Annotated in this window: 13 protein-coding genes; 3 read left to right on the top strand and 10 right to left on the bottom strand. The window is 73.7% G+C overall.

Features of this window, described 5'->3' with window-relative positions; all coding sequences use genetic code 11:
* Window positions 1-85 precede the first annotated feature (85 nt).
* On the top strand, window positions 86-1,063 hold the full coding sequence (locus C6361_RS35725; RefSeq protein WP_107264471.1) for a TIGR03885 family FMN-dependent LLM class oxidoreductase: 978 nt from the start codon (window positions 86-88) through the stop codon (window positions 1,061-1,063).
* 12 nt (window positions 1,064-1,075) lie between these two features.
* Here the strand turns inward: C6361_RS35725 and C6361_RS35720 are convergent, their stop codons facing one another.
* A complete protein-coding gene (locus tag C6361_RS35720; RefSeq protein ID WP_234359204.1) occupies window positions 1,076-1,582 on the bottom strand; it encodes a GNAT family N-acetyltransferase in 507 nt (168 codons plus the stop codon).
* Window positions 1,583-1,794: 212 nt separating this feature from the next.
* Here C6361_RS35720 and C6361_RS35715 point away from each other — a divergent pair, with 212 nt between their 5' ends.
* Window positions 1,795-3,219 carry an Nramp family divalent metal transporter gene (locus C6361_RS35715; protein WP_107270527.1) on the top strand — a complete coding sequence of 475 codons (1,425 nt, stop codon included), beginning with the start codon at window positions 1,795-1,797 and terminating at the stop codon, window positions 3,217-3,219.
* A gap of 60 nt (window positions 3,220-3,279) precedes the next feature.
* Here the strand turns inward: C6361_RS35715 and C6361_RS35710 are convergent, their stop codons facing one another.
* A complete protein-coding gene (locus C6361_RS35710; protein WP_234359203.1) occupies window positions 3,280-6,372 on the bottom strand; it encodes a glycoside hydrolase family 9 protein in 3,093 nt (1,030 codons plus the stop codon).
* Between the two features lie 354 nt (window positions 6,373-6,726).
* Here C6361_RS35710 and C6361_RS35705 point away from each other — a divergent pair, with 354 nt between their 5' ends.
* Complete coding sequence (locus C6361_RS35705; protein ID WP_107262953.1) at window positions 6,727-7,455, top strand: PP2C family serine/threonine-protein phosphatase; 729 nt, start codon at window positions 6,727-6,729, stop codon at window positions 7,453-7,455.
* Between the two features lie 46 nt (window positions 7,456-7,501).
* On the opposite strand, the gene C6361_RS35700 is transcribed toward C6361_RS35705, so the two are convergent.
* The 8 genes from C6361_RS35700 to C6361_RS37835 all read right to left on the bottom strand — a co-directional run bounded on the left by C6361_RS35700 (window position 7,502) and on the right by C6361_RS37835 (window position 13,640).
* Window positions 7,502-10,135 (bottom strand): ATP-dependent RNA helicase, encoded by a 2,634-nt coding sequence (locus C6361_RS35700; protein ID WP_107270526.1) that lies wholly within the window; start codon window positions 10,133-10,135, stop codon window positions 7,502-7,504.
* 183 nt (window positions 10,136-10,318) lie between these two features.
* A complete protein-coding gene (locus tag C6361_RS35695; RefSeq protein WP_107270525.1) occupies window positions 10,319-10,615 on the bottom strand; it encodes a gas vesicle protein K in 297 nt (98 codons plus the stop codon).
* On the bottom strand, window positions 10,609-10,806 hold the full coding sequence (locus C6361_RS35690) for a gas vesicle protein (RefSeq protein ID WP_107270524.1): 198 nt from the start codon (window positions 10,804-10,806) through the stop codon (window positions 10,609-10,611). The genes C6361_RS35695 and C6361_RS35690 overlap by 7 nt, the downstream gene beginning before the upstream one ends.
* Entirely contained in the window at window positions 10,803-11,648 is an 846-nt protein-coding gene (locus C6361_RS35685) for a GvpL/GvpF family gas vesicle protein (RefSeq protein ID WP_199853166.1), read from the bottom strand. The genes C6361_RS35690 and C6361_RS35685 overlap by 4 nt, the downstream gene beginning before the upstream one ends.
* Window positions 11,645-11,977 (bottom strand): gas vesicle protein, encoded by a 333-nt coding sequence (locus tag C6361_RS35680; protein WP_107271390.1) that lies wholly within the window; start codon window positions 11,975-11,977, stop codon window positions 11,645-11,647. Before C6361_RS35680 ends, C6361_RS35685 begins: the two co-directional genes overlap by 4 nt.
* An 11-nt stretch (window positions 11,978-11,988) precedes the next feature.
* A complete protein-coding gene (gene gvpO, locus C6361_RS35675; RefSeq protein WP_107270523.1) occupies window positions 11,989-12,597 on the bottom strand; it encodes a gas vesicle protein GvpO in 609 nt (202 codons plus the stop codon).
* A 1-nt stretch (window position 12,598) separates the two neighbouring features.
* Entirely contained in the window at window positions 12,599-12,850 is a 252-nt protein-coding gene (locus C6361_RS37840; protein WP_107270522.1) for a gas vesicle protein GvpG, read from the bottom strand.
* Window positions 12,851-12,857: 7 nt separating this feature from the next.
* A complete protein-coding gene (locus C6361_RS37835; RefSeq protein WP_107270521.1) occupies window positions 12,858-13,640 on the bottom strand; it encodes a GvpL/GvpF family gas vesicle protein in 783 nt (260 codons plus the stop codon).
* Window positions 13,641-13,666 lie beyond the last annotated feature (26 nt).

The following is a 13,666-nucleotide window of genomic DNA, read 5'->3' as shown; positions in this document are numbered from 1 at the left end:
CCGTCCGGCCCAGGGTGCCGGTCGGCCGATTTTCGTCGGCGTACCGGGTGTGCGGGGCGGGGCCGACGGGGTATGGGAGACCGCCATGACGGTCTTCGGGATCCACGCCTCGCACGAGCAGATTCATCCCGCCGAGTTGCTCCGGGCCGTCGTCCGGGCCCAGGAGGCGGGGTTCGACGCGGCCATGTCGTCCGACCACTTCTCGCCGTGGAGTGCCCGGCAGGGACAGTCCGGCTTCGCCTGGTCCTGGCTGGGTGCCGCGTTGCAGGCCAGCACCCTGCCGTTCGGCGTCGTCAACGCGCCCGGCCAGCGCTACCACCCGGCGATCATCGCGCAGGCGATCGGCACCCTCGCCGCGATGTACCCCGGCCGGTTCTGGGCGGCGCTGGGCAGCGGGGAGGCGAGCAACGAGCACATCACCGGGGCGGGCTGGCCGCGCAAGGAGATCCGGACGGCCCGGCTGCGGGAGTGCGTCGACGTGATCCGGGCGCTGCTGGCCGGTGAGGAGGTCAGCCACGACGGACTGGTCACCGTGGACCGGGCCCGGCTCTGGACCCGCCCCGAGGAGCCACCCGCACTGGTCGGTGCGGCGGTCAGCGAGGCGACCGCCCGGTGGTGCGCCGAGTGGGCGGACGGCCTGATCACCGTGAACGCGCCGGTGTCCCGGCTGCGCCGGATGGTCGACGCGTACCGGGACGCGGGCGGCCGGGGCAAGCTGCACCTCCAGGTCCACCTGAGCTGGGCGCCCGACCAGGCCGAGGCGGCCCGGATCGCGTACGACCAGTGGCGCAGCAACGTCTTCGCCCCGCCGGTCTGCTGGGACCTGGAGCTGACCGACCACTTCGACGTCGTCTCCGAGCAGGTGTCGCCGGAACTGGTCGCCGAGGTGGTCAACGTCTCCGCCGACCTGGGCCGGCACGCGGCGCTGCTGCGCGAGTACGCCGACCTCGGGTTCGACGAGATCTACCTGCACCACGTCGGGCAGCAGCAGGACGCCTTCATCGACACCTTCGGGGCGAAGGTGCTACCCGAGCTGCGGACGGGCGGGTCGGACCAGACCTGAGCCGTGCCCGGCTCAGTTCACGCCCGCCCCGTCGTCGCCGGTGCGGGGCCGCAGCCGGCGTTCGAGGAGCTGACCCGGCCAGCGCCGGTCGGCCAGCGGCACGGTGAACGGTTCGGTGGCGGTGAAGCCCTGGCTCTCGTAGTAGCGGACCAGGGCACCGTCGTCACCGGCATAGCAGTCCACCCGGAGCAGGTCGACTCCCTGGGCCCGGGCGAGTTCCTCGGCGTACTCGAGCAGTCGTGCGCCGATCCGCCGCCCGGCGTGGGCCCGGTCGCTGACCAGCAGGTTGACGTACAACTCGGGTTCGGTCGCGGCCGGGACGTGCGGCACCGCCGCGCCGACGACGATCGCCCCGACCGGGCGCCCGGCGAGCTCGGCCAGATAGAGCTCCCCGTCGGCGGCCCAGCGCCGGACCTGGGCGATCCGGCGCGGGTTGCCGGAGTGCGGCGCGCTGCCCCACTGGCCGACGCGGCCACGCTGCACCAGCCACCGGGTGGCGCCGTCGAGCAGGGCGAGCACCGCGCCGACGTCGTCGGAGCCGCCCGCCCGGACGACGAGCTGATCCGTGCCCTCCGCTCGGGATCCGTCCGCGGCTCGGGCGGGCCTCCGGTCGGACGCGTCGCGCGGTTCAGGTCGGGAAGGGCTCGTTGGCACAACGTCCATGTTGGCAGAAGATGCATTTATCACTACCACTGCGAACCGATTTCGCATCCGGCACCAGGAGGTCACCGATGACGCAGACCGCCGCCGACCGATTTCCGACCAAACACCTGCCCGGCGTCACCGTCCGGGAACTACCCCCGCCACCCCGATCGGCCTGGTCGATCATCGGGCCGGGGGTGATCGCTGCCGGCGTCGGCCTGGCGTCCGGCGAGTTCATCCTCTTCCCGTACATCGCCTCGCAGGTGGGGCTGGTCTTCCTCTGGGCCGCCGCGGTCGGCATCGTCACCCAGTGGTTCCTGAACATGGAGATCGAGCGCTACACCCTGGCCACCGGAGAGACCGCGCTGACCGGCTTCTCGCGGTTCTGGCGGCACTGGGGACTGGTCTTCGCGATCATGGTCTACTTCGCCAACCTCTGGCCCGGCTGGGCGTCGAGCTCGGCGACCATGCTGACGTACCTCTTCGGCGGCGACGCCACCTGGATCGCCGTCGGCCTGCTGCTGGCGATCGGCGCCACCCTCACCCTCGCCCCGGTGGTCTACACCGCGCTGGAGCGGGTCGAGTTCGTCAAGGTCGGCCTGGTACTCCTCTTCATCGCGGTCGCGGTGGTCTTCGCCATCTCGGCCCGGGCCTGGGGCGACCTGCCGAGCGCGGTGGCCGCCCCCGAGTTCCCCACCGAACTCGGCTTCGCGCTGATGCTCTCCGCCCTGGTCTTCGCCGGTGCCGGCGGCGGGCAGAACCTGGTGCAGTCCAACTGGATCCGGGACAAGGGCTACGGGATGGGCAAGTACGTGCCCCGGCTGGTCAGCCCGGTCACCGGCCGGGAGGAGGCCGCCCCGGACAGCCGCGGCTTCGTCTTCGAGCCGACCGAGGAGAACCTGGCCCGCTGGCGGCGCTGGTGGCGGCTGGCCAACCGGGAACAGCTGGTCACCTTCGCGCTGATCTCGTTCGTCACCATCGTGCTGACCTCGCTGCTCGCCTACTCCACCGTGTACGGCGTGCCGGGGCTGGCCAACAGCGTCTCCTTCCTCCAGGTGGAGGGGGAGCGGCTCAAGGAGATCGTGGGACCCTGGTTCGGCACCCTGTTCTGGGTGATCGGGGCGCTGTCGCTCTTCGCCGCCGCGATGGGCATCGTCGACTACACCAGCCGGCTCGCCGCCGACGTGCTCAAGACGGCGTACCTGCCCCGGCTCTCCGAGAGCCGGATCTACTTCGGGCTGGTCTGGGGGCTGGTCGCACTCGGCTGCGTCATCCTGCTGGCCGGCTTCGACCAGCCCCTGATCCTGCTGGTGATCTCGGCCTGCGTCGGCGGGCTGATGATGTTCTTCTACTCGATCCTGCTGCTGGTGCTCAACCGCCGGGTACTGCCCGAGCAGATCCGCCCACGGTCCTACCGGGTGGTCGCGCTGGTCTGGTCGGTACTGCTCTTCGGAGTCTTCTCCGCGCTGACCGTCTGGCAACAGGGCGACCGGCTGCTCGACTGGCTGCGCTGAACGACGCGGGCCCCGACTCCTCGCCGGGAGGAGCCGGGGCCCGTCGTGACCGTCGACGGGTCAGCCGCAGGGCACCCCGTTGACCGTGAACAGCACCGGGTTCGGGTTCGGGCCGCCGGCGGTGGTGGCGTTGAAGCCGAACATCTGGCTGGCGCCGGGCGCGATCCGCGAGTTGTACGACTCGTTCCGCGCGGTGACCCGGGCACCCGCCTGGGTCACCTTCGCCATCCACGCCTCCCGGATCTTCTGGTCGCCGTTGAACGCGAAGCTCAGCGTCCAGCCGTTGATCGGGGTACTGCCGGTGTTGGTGATGGTCGCCTGCCCGGTGAAGCCGCCGCCCTCGGCCCAGGCGCCGTGGTTGACGTACGTGACCCGGCACCCCGAGCCGGCCGGCACCGAGGTGCTGCCGCCCTGGTCGGCCAGGAACGAGGCGATCCAGGCGAGCGCCGAGTTCCAGTTGATCGCCACCTCGTTGGTGGCGTACGAGGCGATGTCGTCGACGTAGCAGAACATCGGCGCGCAGCCCTCCAGCAACTGCTCGGCGAACGGGTCGTCGAGGCTGGCGTTGGCGCCACCGGCGATCGAGCCGGCCGGCGGGTTCGGCAGCGACTCGTCGTACTGGTTGCCGAAGATCCGGCTGTGCTGGTTCTTCGACGCCTTCTCGCCCCACCCGGTCACGTACGACTGGTTCAGCGCGTTGCGGCCGAAGATGTAGTCCATGCCCTGCACGGCACCGTCCCGGTACTTCGCCTGCCCGGTCAGGTCGAAGGCGGTGGCCAGTACGACCGCGTTGTTGATGATGTTGCTGTTGGCGCCCCAGAAGTAGCTGTTCGGGGTGCCCGGCATCGGCAGCCCGTACGCCTGCCCCTGCGCGGTGGCCAGGTAACGGTCGGCGGCGGCCACCACCGAGGCGCGGACCCGGTCCCGGTCGGCCGCCGGCAGACCGCTCGGCACGGTGGCCAGGTCGAGCCGGCCGAGCGCGGCGGTGCTGCCCCAGCCGAAGCCGTGCGCCCCGAAGACCGCCTCGTCGTCGGTGTGGTGCGGCGAGGCGGTCAGGTCGGCCAGGTAGGAGGCTTCGCCGGTGCTCAGGTAGAGCTCGGCGGCGGCCCAGTAGAACTCGTCGGTGACGTCACCGTCGGCGTAGGAGCCGCCGCCGTTGCCGTCGGCCGGGTCGGCGTACCGGGTCGGGTTCGCCTTCGCCGCCGCGTACGCCGTGGTGGCGGCGGTGCGGCAGCGCTGCGCGAACGCGGCGTCGTACGGGGCGAAGAGCCGGGCACACTGCGCGGCCGTGGCGGCCAGGTTGAGCGTCGCCGCCGTGGACGGCGGGTGCAGCTCGCGCAGCTCCGGGTCGTCCTCGGGTTGCAGGGGCAGCCCGGTCCAGTTCTGGTCGTGGATCTTGTGGTGCGCCATTCCGGCCAGCGGCTTACCGGCCGGCACCTGCATCCGGAGCAGGAACTCCAGCTCCCAGCGCGCCTCGTCCAGGATGTCCGGCACGCCGTTGTCGCGTTCCGGCAGCCGCAGGGTTCCGTCGCCGAGCGCGGCACCACCACCGGCGGTGGGGGCGGTCTTGGTCCGCTCGAAGGCGTTCAGCAGCTGGTAGGTGGCGATGCCGCCGTTCACGACGTACTTGCCGTGGTCACCGGCGTCGTACCAGCCGCCCCGCACGTCGAGGCGGTAGTCGCAGACCCCGGGCTGGCACGGTACGTCGGTGTCGCCCTTGTTCGGCGCCACCCCGAGGTGCCCGGCCGGCCGGGCGTACTCCTCGCCGACCAGGTCTCCGTCGATGGCGATGCCGCTGCGCTGGATGTAGAAGAACTGGAGCGAGTCGGAGCGGAGCTGCTTCCAGACGTCGGTCGAGATGTCGAACGGGTGGCTGGTCTGGCCGTCGGCGCTCAGCGTGTAGCCGGTGCCCGGGGTGCGGTAGGCGGAGAAGTCCACGGTGTGCACGTTCTGCGCCGACGCCTGGTCGACGCCGCGCGGGGTGCTCCGCCCGCTGGCCACCACGGCGCCCGCCGCCGACTTCAGCTCCCAGCCGAGCGGCTCGGTGGCCTCGGTGACGATCGTGGCGTTCTTCGGCCCGGCCGGCAGGTAGCCGACCTGGTTGACCCGGACCCGTGGCCCGGTGTCCGGCACGTACGGCGGCTCCTCCTCGCCGCCGAGCAGCGAGGCGTTGTCGAGGCAGAAGGTGAACGCGTCGGCGTTGCCGCCGACCTGGAAGGCCACCTGGGCGACCTCGGTGTCGGCGGTGGCGGTGAAGGTCCGCTCGACGTGCTGCGCCTCGGCACCGAAGGTGACGTCCTCGGCGAAGAACGAGGTGTACGGGTCGACGCCGAGCTGCACCGCCACCCGTACCGTCGCGCCGGGTGTGGCGGAGGCGTCGAAGGAGAGCGTGTACGACTCGCCGGCCAGCAGCGTCACGTCGTTCTGCCCGACGCCGCCGTCCCACGGGTTGGCCAGCCCGCCCGGCACCTCGGAGCAGAGCCGTCCGTCGGTCACCCCGGTCGAGGTGGTGCCGTAGGAGTACCAGCCGGTGGTGCCGTTCGCGAAGTCGCCGTTGGTCAACTGCTCGGCACCGCCCGGTGGCGGTCCGGTGTCGGCGTCACTGCTCAGCGAGACGTCGTCCAGGCAGAACGTGTACGCCTCGGCGGCGCCGCCGAGCTGGAACGTGAGGGTGCCGTTGGGCGAGTCGAGGGTGCCGGTGAACTCGTACCCGAACTCCTCGGCGGTGGCGTCGAGCGCGACGTCCCGGGAGAAGACCGTGGTGTACGGCTCCTCGTTGAGCTGGACGTTCGCCTTGACGGTGACCGGTGCGCTGGCCGAGGCGCGGAAGCGCAGCGCATAGCTGGCGCCGTCGCCGAGCGGGATGGTGTTGTGGCCGAGGCTGGCGTCCCAGGGGTTGGCGAGGCCGCCGGGGACCTCGGTGCAGAGCTGGCCGTCGGTCGCGCCGAGGGTGAGGTTGGCGGTGGACCACCACGGGGCGGTGCTGTCGGTGAAGGTGCCGTTGACGATGTGCTCGGTGGGCGCGAGGGTGCCGGCGGAGCCGTCGGGCCGGGCCTGCGCCCCGGTGGCGGTGCCGGTGAGCAGCAGGGCGGCGGTGGCGAGCAGGGTGACCGCGCGGGAGGACCGGCGGTGGCGGTGGCGGGGTCGGAGCACGGGGGATCCCTTCCGGTGGGCGTGCCGTGAGCGGACCGCGCAGCATGCGGGCTCACGGCGGCGAAGCACTCGGGTTCACGGGGCGAAGCACTCGGGTTCACGGGGGTGCAACCGGCAGCGCTGGTGGGAGCGCTCCCAATACGGAGCCGATGTTGCCAGCCCGTTTCTGGCATGTCAATCGACCAGGCTGGATAGAATTCGGCCGGGTCGACGCCCCGCACGTCGGCTACCGGCGGCGGAACGGCTCGCGGATCGTGATCACCGTAGCCACGTACGGTAAATTTCGATCGCCACTCCGGCCCGTTGGTGATCTACTGCAAGCATTCTGGCCGTCTTTTTGGCAGGCTGCCTGCCATGAGCCTGAAGCTGCGATCCGTGGCGGTGAGCGACCGGGGCCTGATCCGGGGCGCCAACCAGGATTCCGTGCACGCCGGACCCTGGCTGCTCGCCGTGGCCGACGGCATGGGCGGAATGGCCGCCGGCGACCTGGCCAGCACCATCGCCATCGACGCGATCCGGCCGCTGGACGTGGAGACCCCGGAGGAGGGGCTCGTCGCCGCCCTCCAGGGCGCCGTGGACACGGCGAGCGCGGGCATCCGGGCGGCGATCGCCGAGGATCCGGAACGGCAGGGCATGGGCACCACCCTGACCGCGCTGCTGATCGCCCGCACCGGTGCCTGCCTCGCCCTGGCCCACGTCGGCGACTCCCGGGCGTACCTGCTGCGCGGCGGCACGATGACCCAGCTCACCCGGGACGACACGTTCGTGCAGATGCTGGTCGACGAGGGGGTGATCAGTCCCGAGGAGGCGCACAGCCATCCCCGTCGGGCCGTGGTCACCCGGGCCCTCCAGGGCGAGCCCGTCACCCCCACCTACACCACCGTGGTGCCGCAGACCGGCGACCGCTGGCTGCTCTGCAGCGACGGGCTCTCCAACGTGGTCCGCCCGGACAGCCTGGCCGAGGCGCTGCTCGGCTATCCCGACCCGGCCGGCTGCGCGCAGCGCCTGGTCGACCTCGCCCTGCGGGCCGGCGGGCCGGACAACATCACCGTCGTGGTCGCGGACGTCATCGACACCCCCTGACCGGGCCGCGCCGGCTCCCATCCTCGGGTACGCCCCGGCGGGCCGGCTACCCGCGCCGGGATTGCAGGCCGCGGGTCGGCGCCGCCTCGGTCGGATCCGCCGGCCACGGATGCCGGGGATAGCGACCGCGCAGCTCGGCGCGTACCTGCGGATAGCCGGTCCGCCAGAACGAGGCGAGATCCCGGGTCACCGCGACCGGACGACCGGCCGGGGAGAGCAGGTGCAGCAGCACCGGCACCCGCCCGTCGGCGATCCGGGGCACGTCCCGCCAGCCGAAGGTCTCCTGCAACTTGACCGCCAGCACCGGCGCCGCCGGATCCGAGTAGTCCACCCGGTGCCGCGACCCGCTCGGCACGACCAGCCGCTCCGGGGCCAGCTCGTCCAAACGGGCCGCCTCCGGCCACGGCAGCAGCCGGCGCAGCGCGGCCGAGACGTCGATCCGGGCCAGGTCGGCCCGACGCCGGGCACCGGCCAACTCCGGGCCGAGCCACTCGTCGGCCCGGTCCAACAGCGCCGTGTCGGTCACCTCCGGCCACTGCCCGCCCAGGGCCTGCCGGCAGAACGCGAGCCGGGCCCGCAGCTCCCGCGCCTGCCGGGTCCAGCTCAGCAGGTCGAGCCCGGCGTGACGCAGCCCGTCCCGCAGCGCCGCGGCGACCCGGGCCGGGTCCGGCCGGGTCAGCGGGCGCTCCAGCAGCACGATCGCGCCCAGCCGCTCCACCTCGCGGGCCACCACGTCCCCGCCGGACCAGGCGATCTCCTGCTCCCGCCGCAGCAGCGCGGCACCGGCCTCCCGGGCGGTCGCCTCGTCCACCACCGCGGCCTGGCGGATCGCCGCGCCCCGGCGCCCGGGTGCCCGGTCGGCCACCGAGATCGCCAGCCACTCCGCCCCGGCCAGCGGCGAGCCCGGCGCCAGGTCCGCCGCGGTGCCACCGGCCATCAGGTACGTCTGCGTGCCGGCCTGCCGGACCGGTTGCGTGCCGGCCTGCCGGAGCCGGGCCAGCCGCTCCGGGTACGCCAACCCGACCAGCAAACCGGCGGCCAGGTCGTCCGACAGCCCCGGCCCGGCGCCTCGGCCGCTCCGCCCGCTCGGTTGGTCGCCGGGCCGGCCGCCTCGGTCGTGGCGTCGGCTCGGTTGGTCGTCCGACCCGCTGCGTCCGGCGGCCGGTGCGACGGCGGGCGGGGACTCGTCGAGGGCGCCGCGCAACCGGTCCACCTCCGCCCGCCACCTGGCGCTGGCCGGGTCCGTACCCGAGCGGAGCCGGCGCCAGGTGCCGACCAGATCGTCACCGGGAGCGGACTCGGCGAGTACCGCGACCACCTCGGCGGCCCGGTCCGGCCGCACCGCCGCGGCACCGTCCAGCAGCGCCCGGGCCAGCCGTGGATGAGCACCGACCGCCGCCATCGCCCGACCCCGCCCGGTCACCCGGCCGTCCGGGGCGACCGCACCGAGCGCCTCCAGGGTGGCGCGGGCCACCTGCATCGCCGCTGGCGGTGGCGGATCCGGCAGCGCCAGCCCGGTGCCGTCCGGGCGCCCCCAGCAGGCAAGCTGGAGCGCGAAGGCGGTGAGGTCGGCGACCGCGATCTCCGGCTCCGGCTGTGCCGGCAGCCGGTCGTGCTCCGCCGCCGACCAGCACCGGTAGACCCGGCCCGGCGCCTCCCGGCCGGCCCGCCCGGCCCGCTGCGTCGCCGCCGCCCGGGACACCGGCACCGTCACCAGCGCGCCGAGCCCCCGGGCCAGGTCGGTCCGGGCCACCCGGCTCAGCCCGGCGTCGACCACCACCCGTACCCCGGGCACGGTGAGGCTGGTCTCCGCGACGGCGGTGGCCAGCACGACCCGGCGCCGACCGGTGGTCGGGCGGAGCGCGGCATCCTGCTCGGCACTGGACTGCCGGCCGTGCAGGCGTACCAGGTCGGTGTCGGCCAGCCCGGTCAGCCGGCCGGCGACACCGTTGATCTCCCCTGCGCCGGGGAGGAAGACCAGCAGGTCGCCGTCGTGCTCGGCCAGCGCCCGGCGTACGGTCGTCGCCACGTGGTCGAGCAGCCGGGGATCCACCCGCAGCCCGTGCGGCGGGTCCACCGGCCGGGGCGGCGGCGCCCAGACCACGTCGACCGGGTACGCCCGACCCTCGGCGCGCAGCACCGGTGCCGGTTCCGCCGCCGAGCCGAGCAACACGCCGAGCCGCTCCTCCTGCGCGGTGGCGGACATCGCCAGCAGCCGCAGGTCGGGCCGGAGCGCGGCCCGGGCCTCGATGCCGAACGCCAGGGCCAGATCGGCGTCGAGCTGCCGCTCGTGGGCCTCGTCCAGGAGTACCGCGCCGACGCCGGGCAGCTCCGGATCGTGCTGGAGCCGCTGCACGAGCAGGCCGGTGGTGACCACCTCGATCCTGGTCCGGGCGCTGGTCCGGCGCTCGCCGCGCACCGCGTACCCGACGGTTTCGCCGACCCGTTCGCCGCGCAGCTCCGCCATCCGGCGGGCGGCGGCCCGGGCCGCGACCCGGCGCGGCTGGGCGACGACGATCCGCCCGTCGACCCGGTCGACCAGCGCCAGCGGGACCAGCGTGGTCTTCCCGGCCCCGGGCGGTGCCACCAGCACCGCCGCGCCGCGCTCGGCCAGCGTCTCGACCAGGGCCGGCAGCACGTGCCGGACCGGCAGGTCGGCGGCGGGTTCGGGCGGTGACATCCGGCCAGTGTCGCACCGGCGGCGGCACCGGCCGGGCTACGGTCAGCTCCAGGACGCAGAGCCGGCTCCGAGGTCGGCTTCCGATGTCGGCTCCGATGTCCGCTCCGGGGTCGGATTCGAGGTCGGCTTCGTGATTGGCTCCGGCTCCGGCCCGCGCCCGGTTCGGCTGCGGCCCGGTTCCGGTCAGTCCCGGGGTAGCAGCGGGCCGAGCGGCCCGAGGTCCAGGTTGAGGTCCTCCGGCGACAGGCCGAAGTGCTCCCGCAGCTCGGTCATCTGCTGGTCCAGTGCCATCAGGGTGCTGCCGACCCGCTCGATCTGCTCCTCGGTCAGGTCGCCCTGGTCGATCCGGCGCAGCGCCTGCCGCTCCATCAACTGCCGCAGCAGTTCCACGATGGTGAGCACCAGGCTGGCGAGGCCGCGCTCGACCCCGTCCCGGTCCACCTCGACCCGCCCCGGCCGGGGCTGCTCGGGGCTCAGCACGGCGTATCGCCGTGGATCGGGGCGGCGGCGCGTACGGAGGCGAGCAGTGCCCGCAGCGAGACGTACACCAGGTCCACGTCGGCGATCGAGAGCACCAGGTCACCACTGACCACGACTCCGGTACCGAGTACCCGGTCGAGCAGGTCGACCAGGGCGATCGGCTGGCTCTCCAGCGCCTCCCGCCCACTCATCGCAGCGCCCCGTCGGCGCTGCCGTCGAGCGTGGCGGTGCCGTGCGTGGCGCTGCCGTGCGTGGCGGTGTCGTCGAGCGCGGCGAACGAGTACGGCGGCCACGGCCCGGTCAGCTCCAGCCGAAGCACCGGATGCCGGGTACCCAGCTCCCGGACCAGTTCGGCGAAGTCCGCCGCCCGCCCGGCGGGCAGCAGGTACGCGCCGTTGAGCACCATCGGGTCGGGTACCCCGCTCAGGCTCCTGTCCTGCGGCCGGTGCCGGCGGGCCGCCTCGGCCTGCCCGGACAGTGCCGCGTGCACCGCCTCGGCTCCCTCCGCCGCCGCCCGCCGGGCCGCCTCGCCCGCCGCCAGCGCGGTCCGCCGCCGACGCAGGTACTCCGCACCGGCACCGCCGCCACCGGACGGCTGTACGGACGCGGCCCCCGGTGCCTCGGCGGCGCGGACCGAGTACGCCTTCACACCCCACTCGGCCCGGTCGGTGAGCCGGTCGAGGGCGGCGCCGAACTCCGCCTGCCGGTCGTGCAATCCGGCCCGGAGTGCCGGACCGTCCTGGTAGACCGTGGCCAGCCGGGCCGGCAGGGTCGGGCCGAACCGCCAGACCGCCTCGATGACCCGGTGGTGGACGCTCGCCGCCGCCTCCAGCCAGCGCAGGTCGCCCAGGTTCCGGTGCAGGGCCGCCTCCCCGTACTCGTCGAGGTCCACCGGCGCCACCACCGCGTCGAGGTCGTCGCCGATCCGCACCACCTCGACCGGAGCCCCACCCGCCCCGGTCAGCCCGACCAGCCGGTCGGCGGGCAGCTGCCGGGTCACGGCGTGCAGCCAGATTCCCTCACCGCCGCTCATCGTTCCTCCTCCGTCCGCCGTGCACTCCGGTCGGGCAGCGCCCGATCGGGTGACCGCGTGTCGGCACCCGACTCGACGGACGGGCGGGAACGGCCGCCGAGGAACGGATCGTGCTCCCACCAGTCGATCCCCATCTCCCGTGCGGTGTCGACGGAGGCGACCACCAGGCGCAGCTTGATGGTGAGCAGTTCGATGTCGAGCAGGTTCACCCGGATGTCGCCGGCGATCACCACGCCGCGATCGAGTACCCGCTCCAGGATGTCCGCCAGGTTGCCGGTGTCGCCGCTGGCCGGACGGACCTGACCGTGGCCGTAGGCCGGTTGTGGCATCGTCACGTCGGTCACCCCGTCCCGGATCCGCTGTCGCCCCGGCCACGCGGATACCGCCGGGTCCGGCGGTAGCCGGTCAACTCCCCGCTGGCATCCAGTTCGGTCCGGTAGACCGCGAGGATGTCCGCCGAGGAGGGCACCCGGGCGTCCTCGACGACCTCGACACCGACCAGCCAGCCCCGCTCGGTGCGGTCCAGCGAGGTGACCCCGGTGACCCGCTTGCCGGTCAGGCCGGCGATCTGTCGGGCCCCGTTCTGGGCCGCGACCTGCGCGGAGATCGGCCGGGCCGGACCGGCACGCCGCCGAGCCGCCCGCCGCCGGTTCCCGGCCCGGTCGGCCGGGCCGTCATCGGGGTACTCGTCGGCCTGCTCGTCGTGGTCGTCGCTGTCGTGGTCCTCGTCGCGACCGTCGTCCTCGTCGTGGTCGTCGTCCTCGTCGGAGTCGTGGTCGTCGTCCTCCTCGTAGTCGTCCTCGTCGTAGCCGTCGCGCTCGTCGTAGTTGTCGTCTTCGGTGTAGCTGTCGTCCTCGACGTAGTTGTCGTCCTCGACGTAGTTGTCGTCTTCGGCCGGGTGGTTGTCGTGCTCCCGGTAGCGGCCGGCGCGCTGGATGCGCTCCGCCATGTCATCTCCCTTCAGGTGTGATGTCCGGCGGGTCGGAGCGGGCGATCAGGCGATCGAGGATCCGCTGCTGCGCCTGCGCGAGTTCCGGTTCGGAGATCTCGCCGGCCGCCGCCGCATCGGCCAGCGCGGTCAGTTCCCGCTGCACGTTGACCGGGTCGTAGAGTTCGCGTTCGGCCTGGTCGCGCAGCAGCCGGGCGAGCCCGGTCAGCCCGCGTACCGGGCCGAGCGGCAGGGCGAGCAGGATGCCGAACACCCCGCCGTCACCGCCCCGGGCCGGAGGGGACGAAGTCCCAGGGCGCGGTCGGGCCGATCGTTCGGACCGTGGCCCAGTCCCGCCACGCCTCGGCGAGGTCCCGCACCGCGTCCGTGAAGTCCGCGCCGCGTCGTCGCTCCAGCAGGAACGCGACCCGGGCGGCGTCCTGCTCGTGCTGCGGCGGCAGCGGCGCCTCGGCCAGGCAGTACGGGGTGAGCGCCTCGGCCAGCCGCTCGGTGTCCGCCGCCCGGCGTGCCTCCACCGCCCGGGCGACGATCTCACCGAGCCGGATCCGCAGGTCGACATCGGCGTCCGCCGGCCGGCCACGCAGCCGGTCGCGCAGGTCGGCGGCCTCCGGCTCGTCGGCCAGTACGCCGGCCAGCAGCGTCCGCTCGACGTACCGGGCCCGGACGACGTACTCGACCCGGCCGTCCAGTTCGGCCAGCGCTGCCCGGTACTCGTCGTGGCGCAGCCCCAACAGCTCGGTGACCGCCGCCGCGCTCGGCAGCACCGTGCCGAACCGCACCGGCAGTACCGGTACCTCGGCGGTCACCGCGACGCCGTCCAGTAGGTCGCGGTAGGCCACCAGGTCCTCGGGACGTCCCAGTCGTACGTCCAGGGGCGTCTCGCTGACCAGGGCCGCGACGTCGCCCTGCCGGATCGTGGTGACCGGCCCGAGCGGGTCGCCGAGGCCCCGTGCCTGCGGGGTCACCTCGACGTCCGCCGGCACCACCCCGTAGAGGAACTGTCCGGTCCCGGCGCCGATGTCCACGATGGACGAAGCTGTCATCTCAGTCCTCCTCCCGACGACGGCGG

Source organism: Plantactinospora sp. BC1, from assembly GCF_003030345.1.
Lineage (GTDB): Bacteria > Actinomycetota > Actinomycetes > Mycobacteriales > Micromonosporaceae > Plantactinospora.
Note: the sequence above shows the minus strand (reverse complement) of the source record. Positions and strands in the feature narration are given on the sequence as shown.

What these genes read in the sequence shown, in the direction of transcription:
- C6361_RS35700 (WP_107270526.1), bottom strand. Translation starts at nt 10,135, where the DNA reads ATGTCACCGCCCGAACCCGCCGCCGACCTGCCGGTCCGGCACGTGCTG.
- C6361_RS35715 (WP_107270527.1), top strand. Translation starts at nt 1,795, where the DNA reads ATGACGCAGACCGCCGCCGACCGATTTCCGACCAAACACCTGCCCGGC.
- C6361_RS37835 (WP_107270521.1), bottom strand. Translation starts at nt 13,640, where the DNA reads ATGACAGCTTCGTCCATCGTGGACATCGGCGCCGGGACCGGACAGTTC.
- C6361_RS35690 (WP_107270524.1), bottom strand. Translation starts at nt 10,806, where the DNA reads ATGAGTGGGCGGGAGGCGCTGGAGAGCCAGCCGATCGCCCTGGTCGAC.
- C6361_RS35680 (WP_107271390.1), bottom strand. Translation starts at nt 11,977, where the DNA reads ATGCCACAACCGGCCTACGGCCACGGTCAGGTCCGTCCGGCCAGCGGC.
- gvpO (WP_107270523.1), bottom strand. Translation starts at nt 12,597, where the DNA reads ATGGCGGAGCGCATCCAGCGCGCCGGCCGCTACCGGGAGCACGACAAC.
- C6361_RS35705 (WP_107262953.1), top strand. Translation starts at nt 6,727, where the DNA reads ATGAGCCTGAAGCTGCGATCCGTGGCGGTGAGCGACCGGGGCCTGATC.
- C6361_RS35725 (WP_107264471.1), top strand. Translation starts at nt 86, where the DNA reads ATGACGGTCTTCGGGATCCACGCCTCGCACGAGCAGATTCATCCCGCC.
- C6361_RS35685 (WP_199853166.1), bottom strand. Translation starts at nt 11,648, where the DNA reads ATGAGCGGCGGTGAGGGAATCTGGCTGCACGCCGTGACCCGGCAGCTG.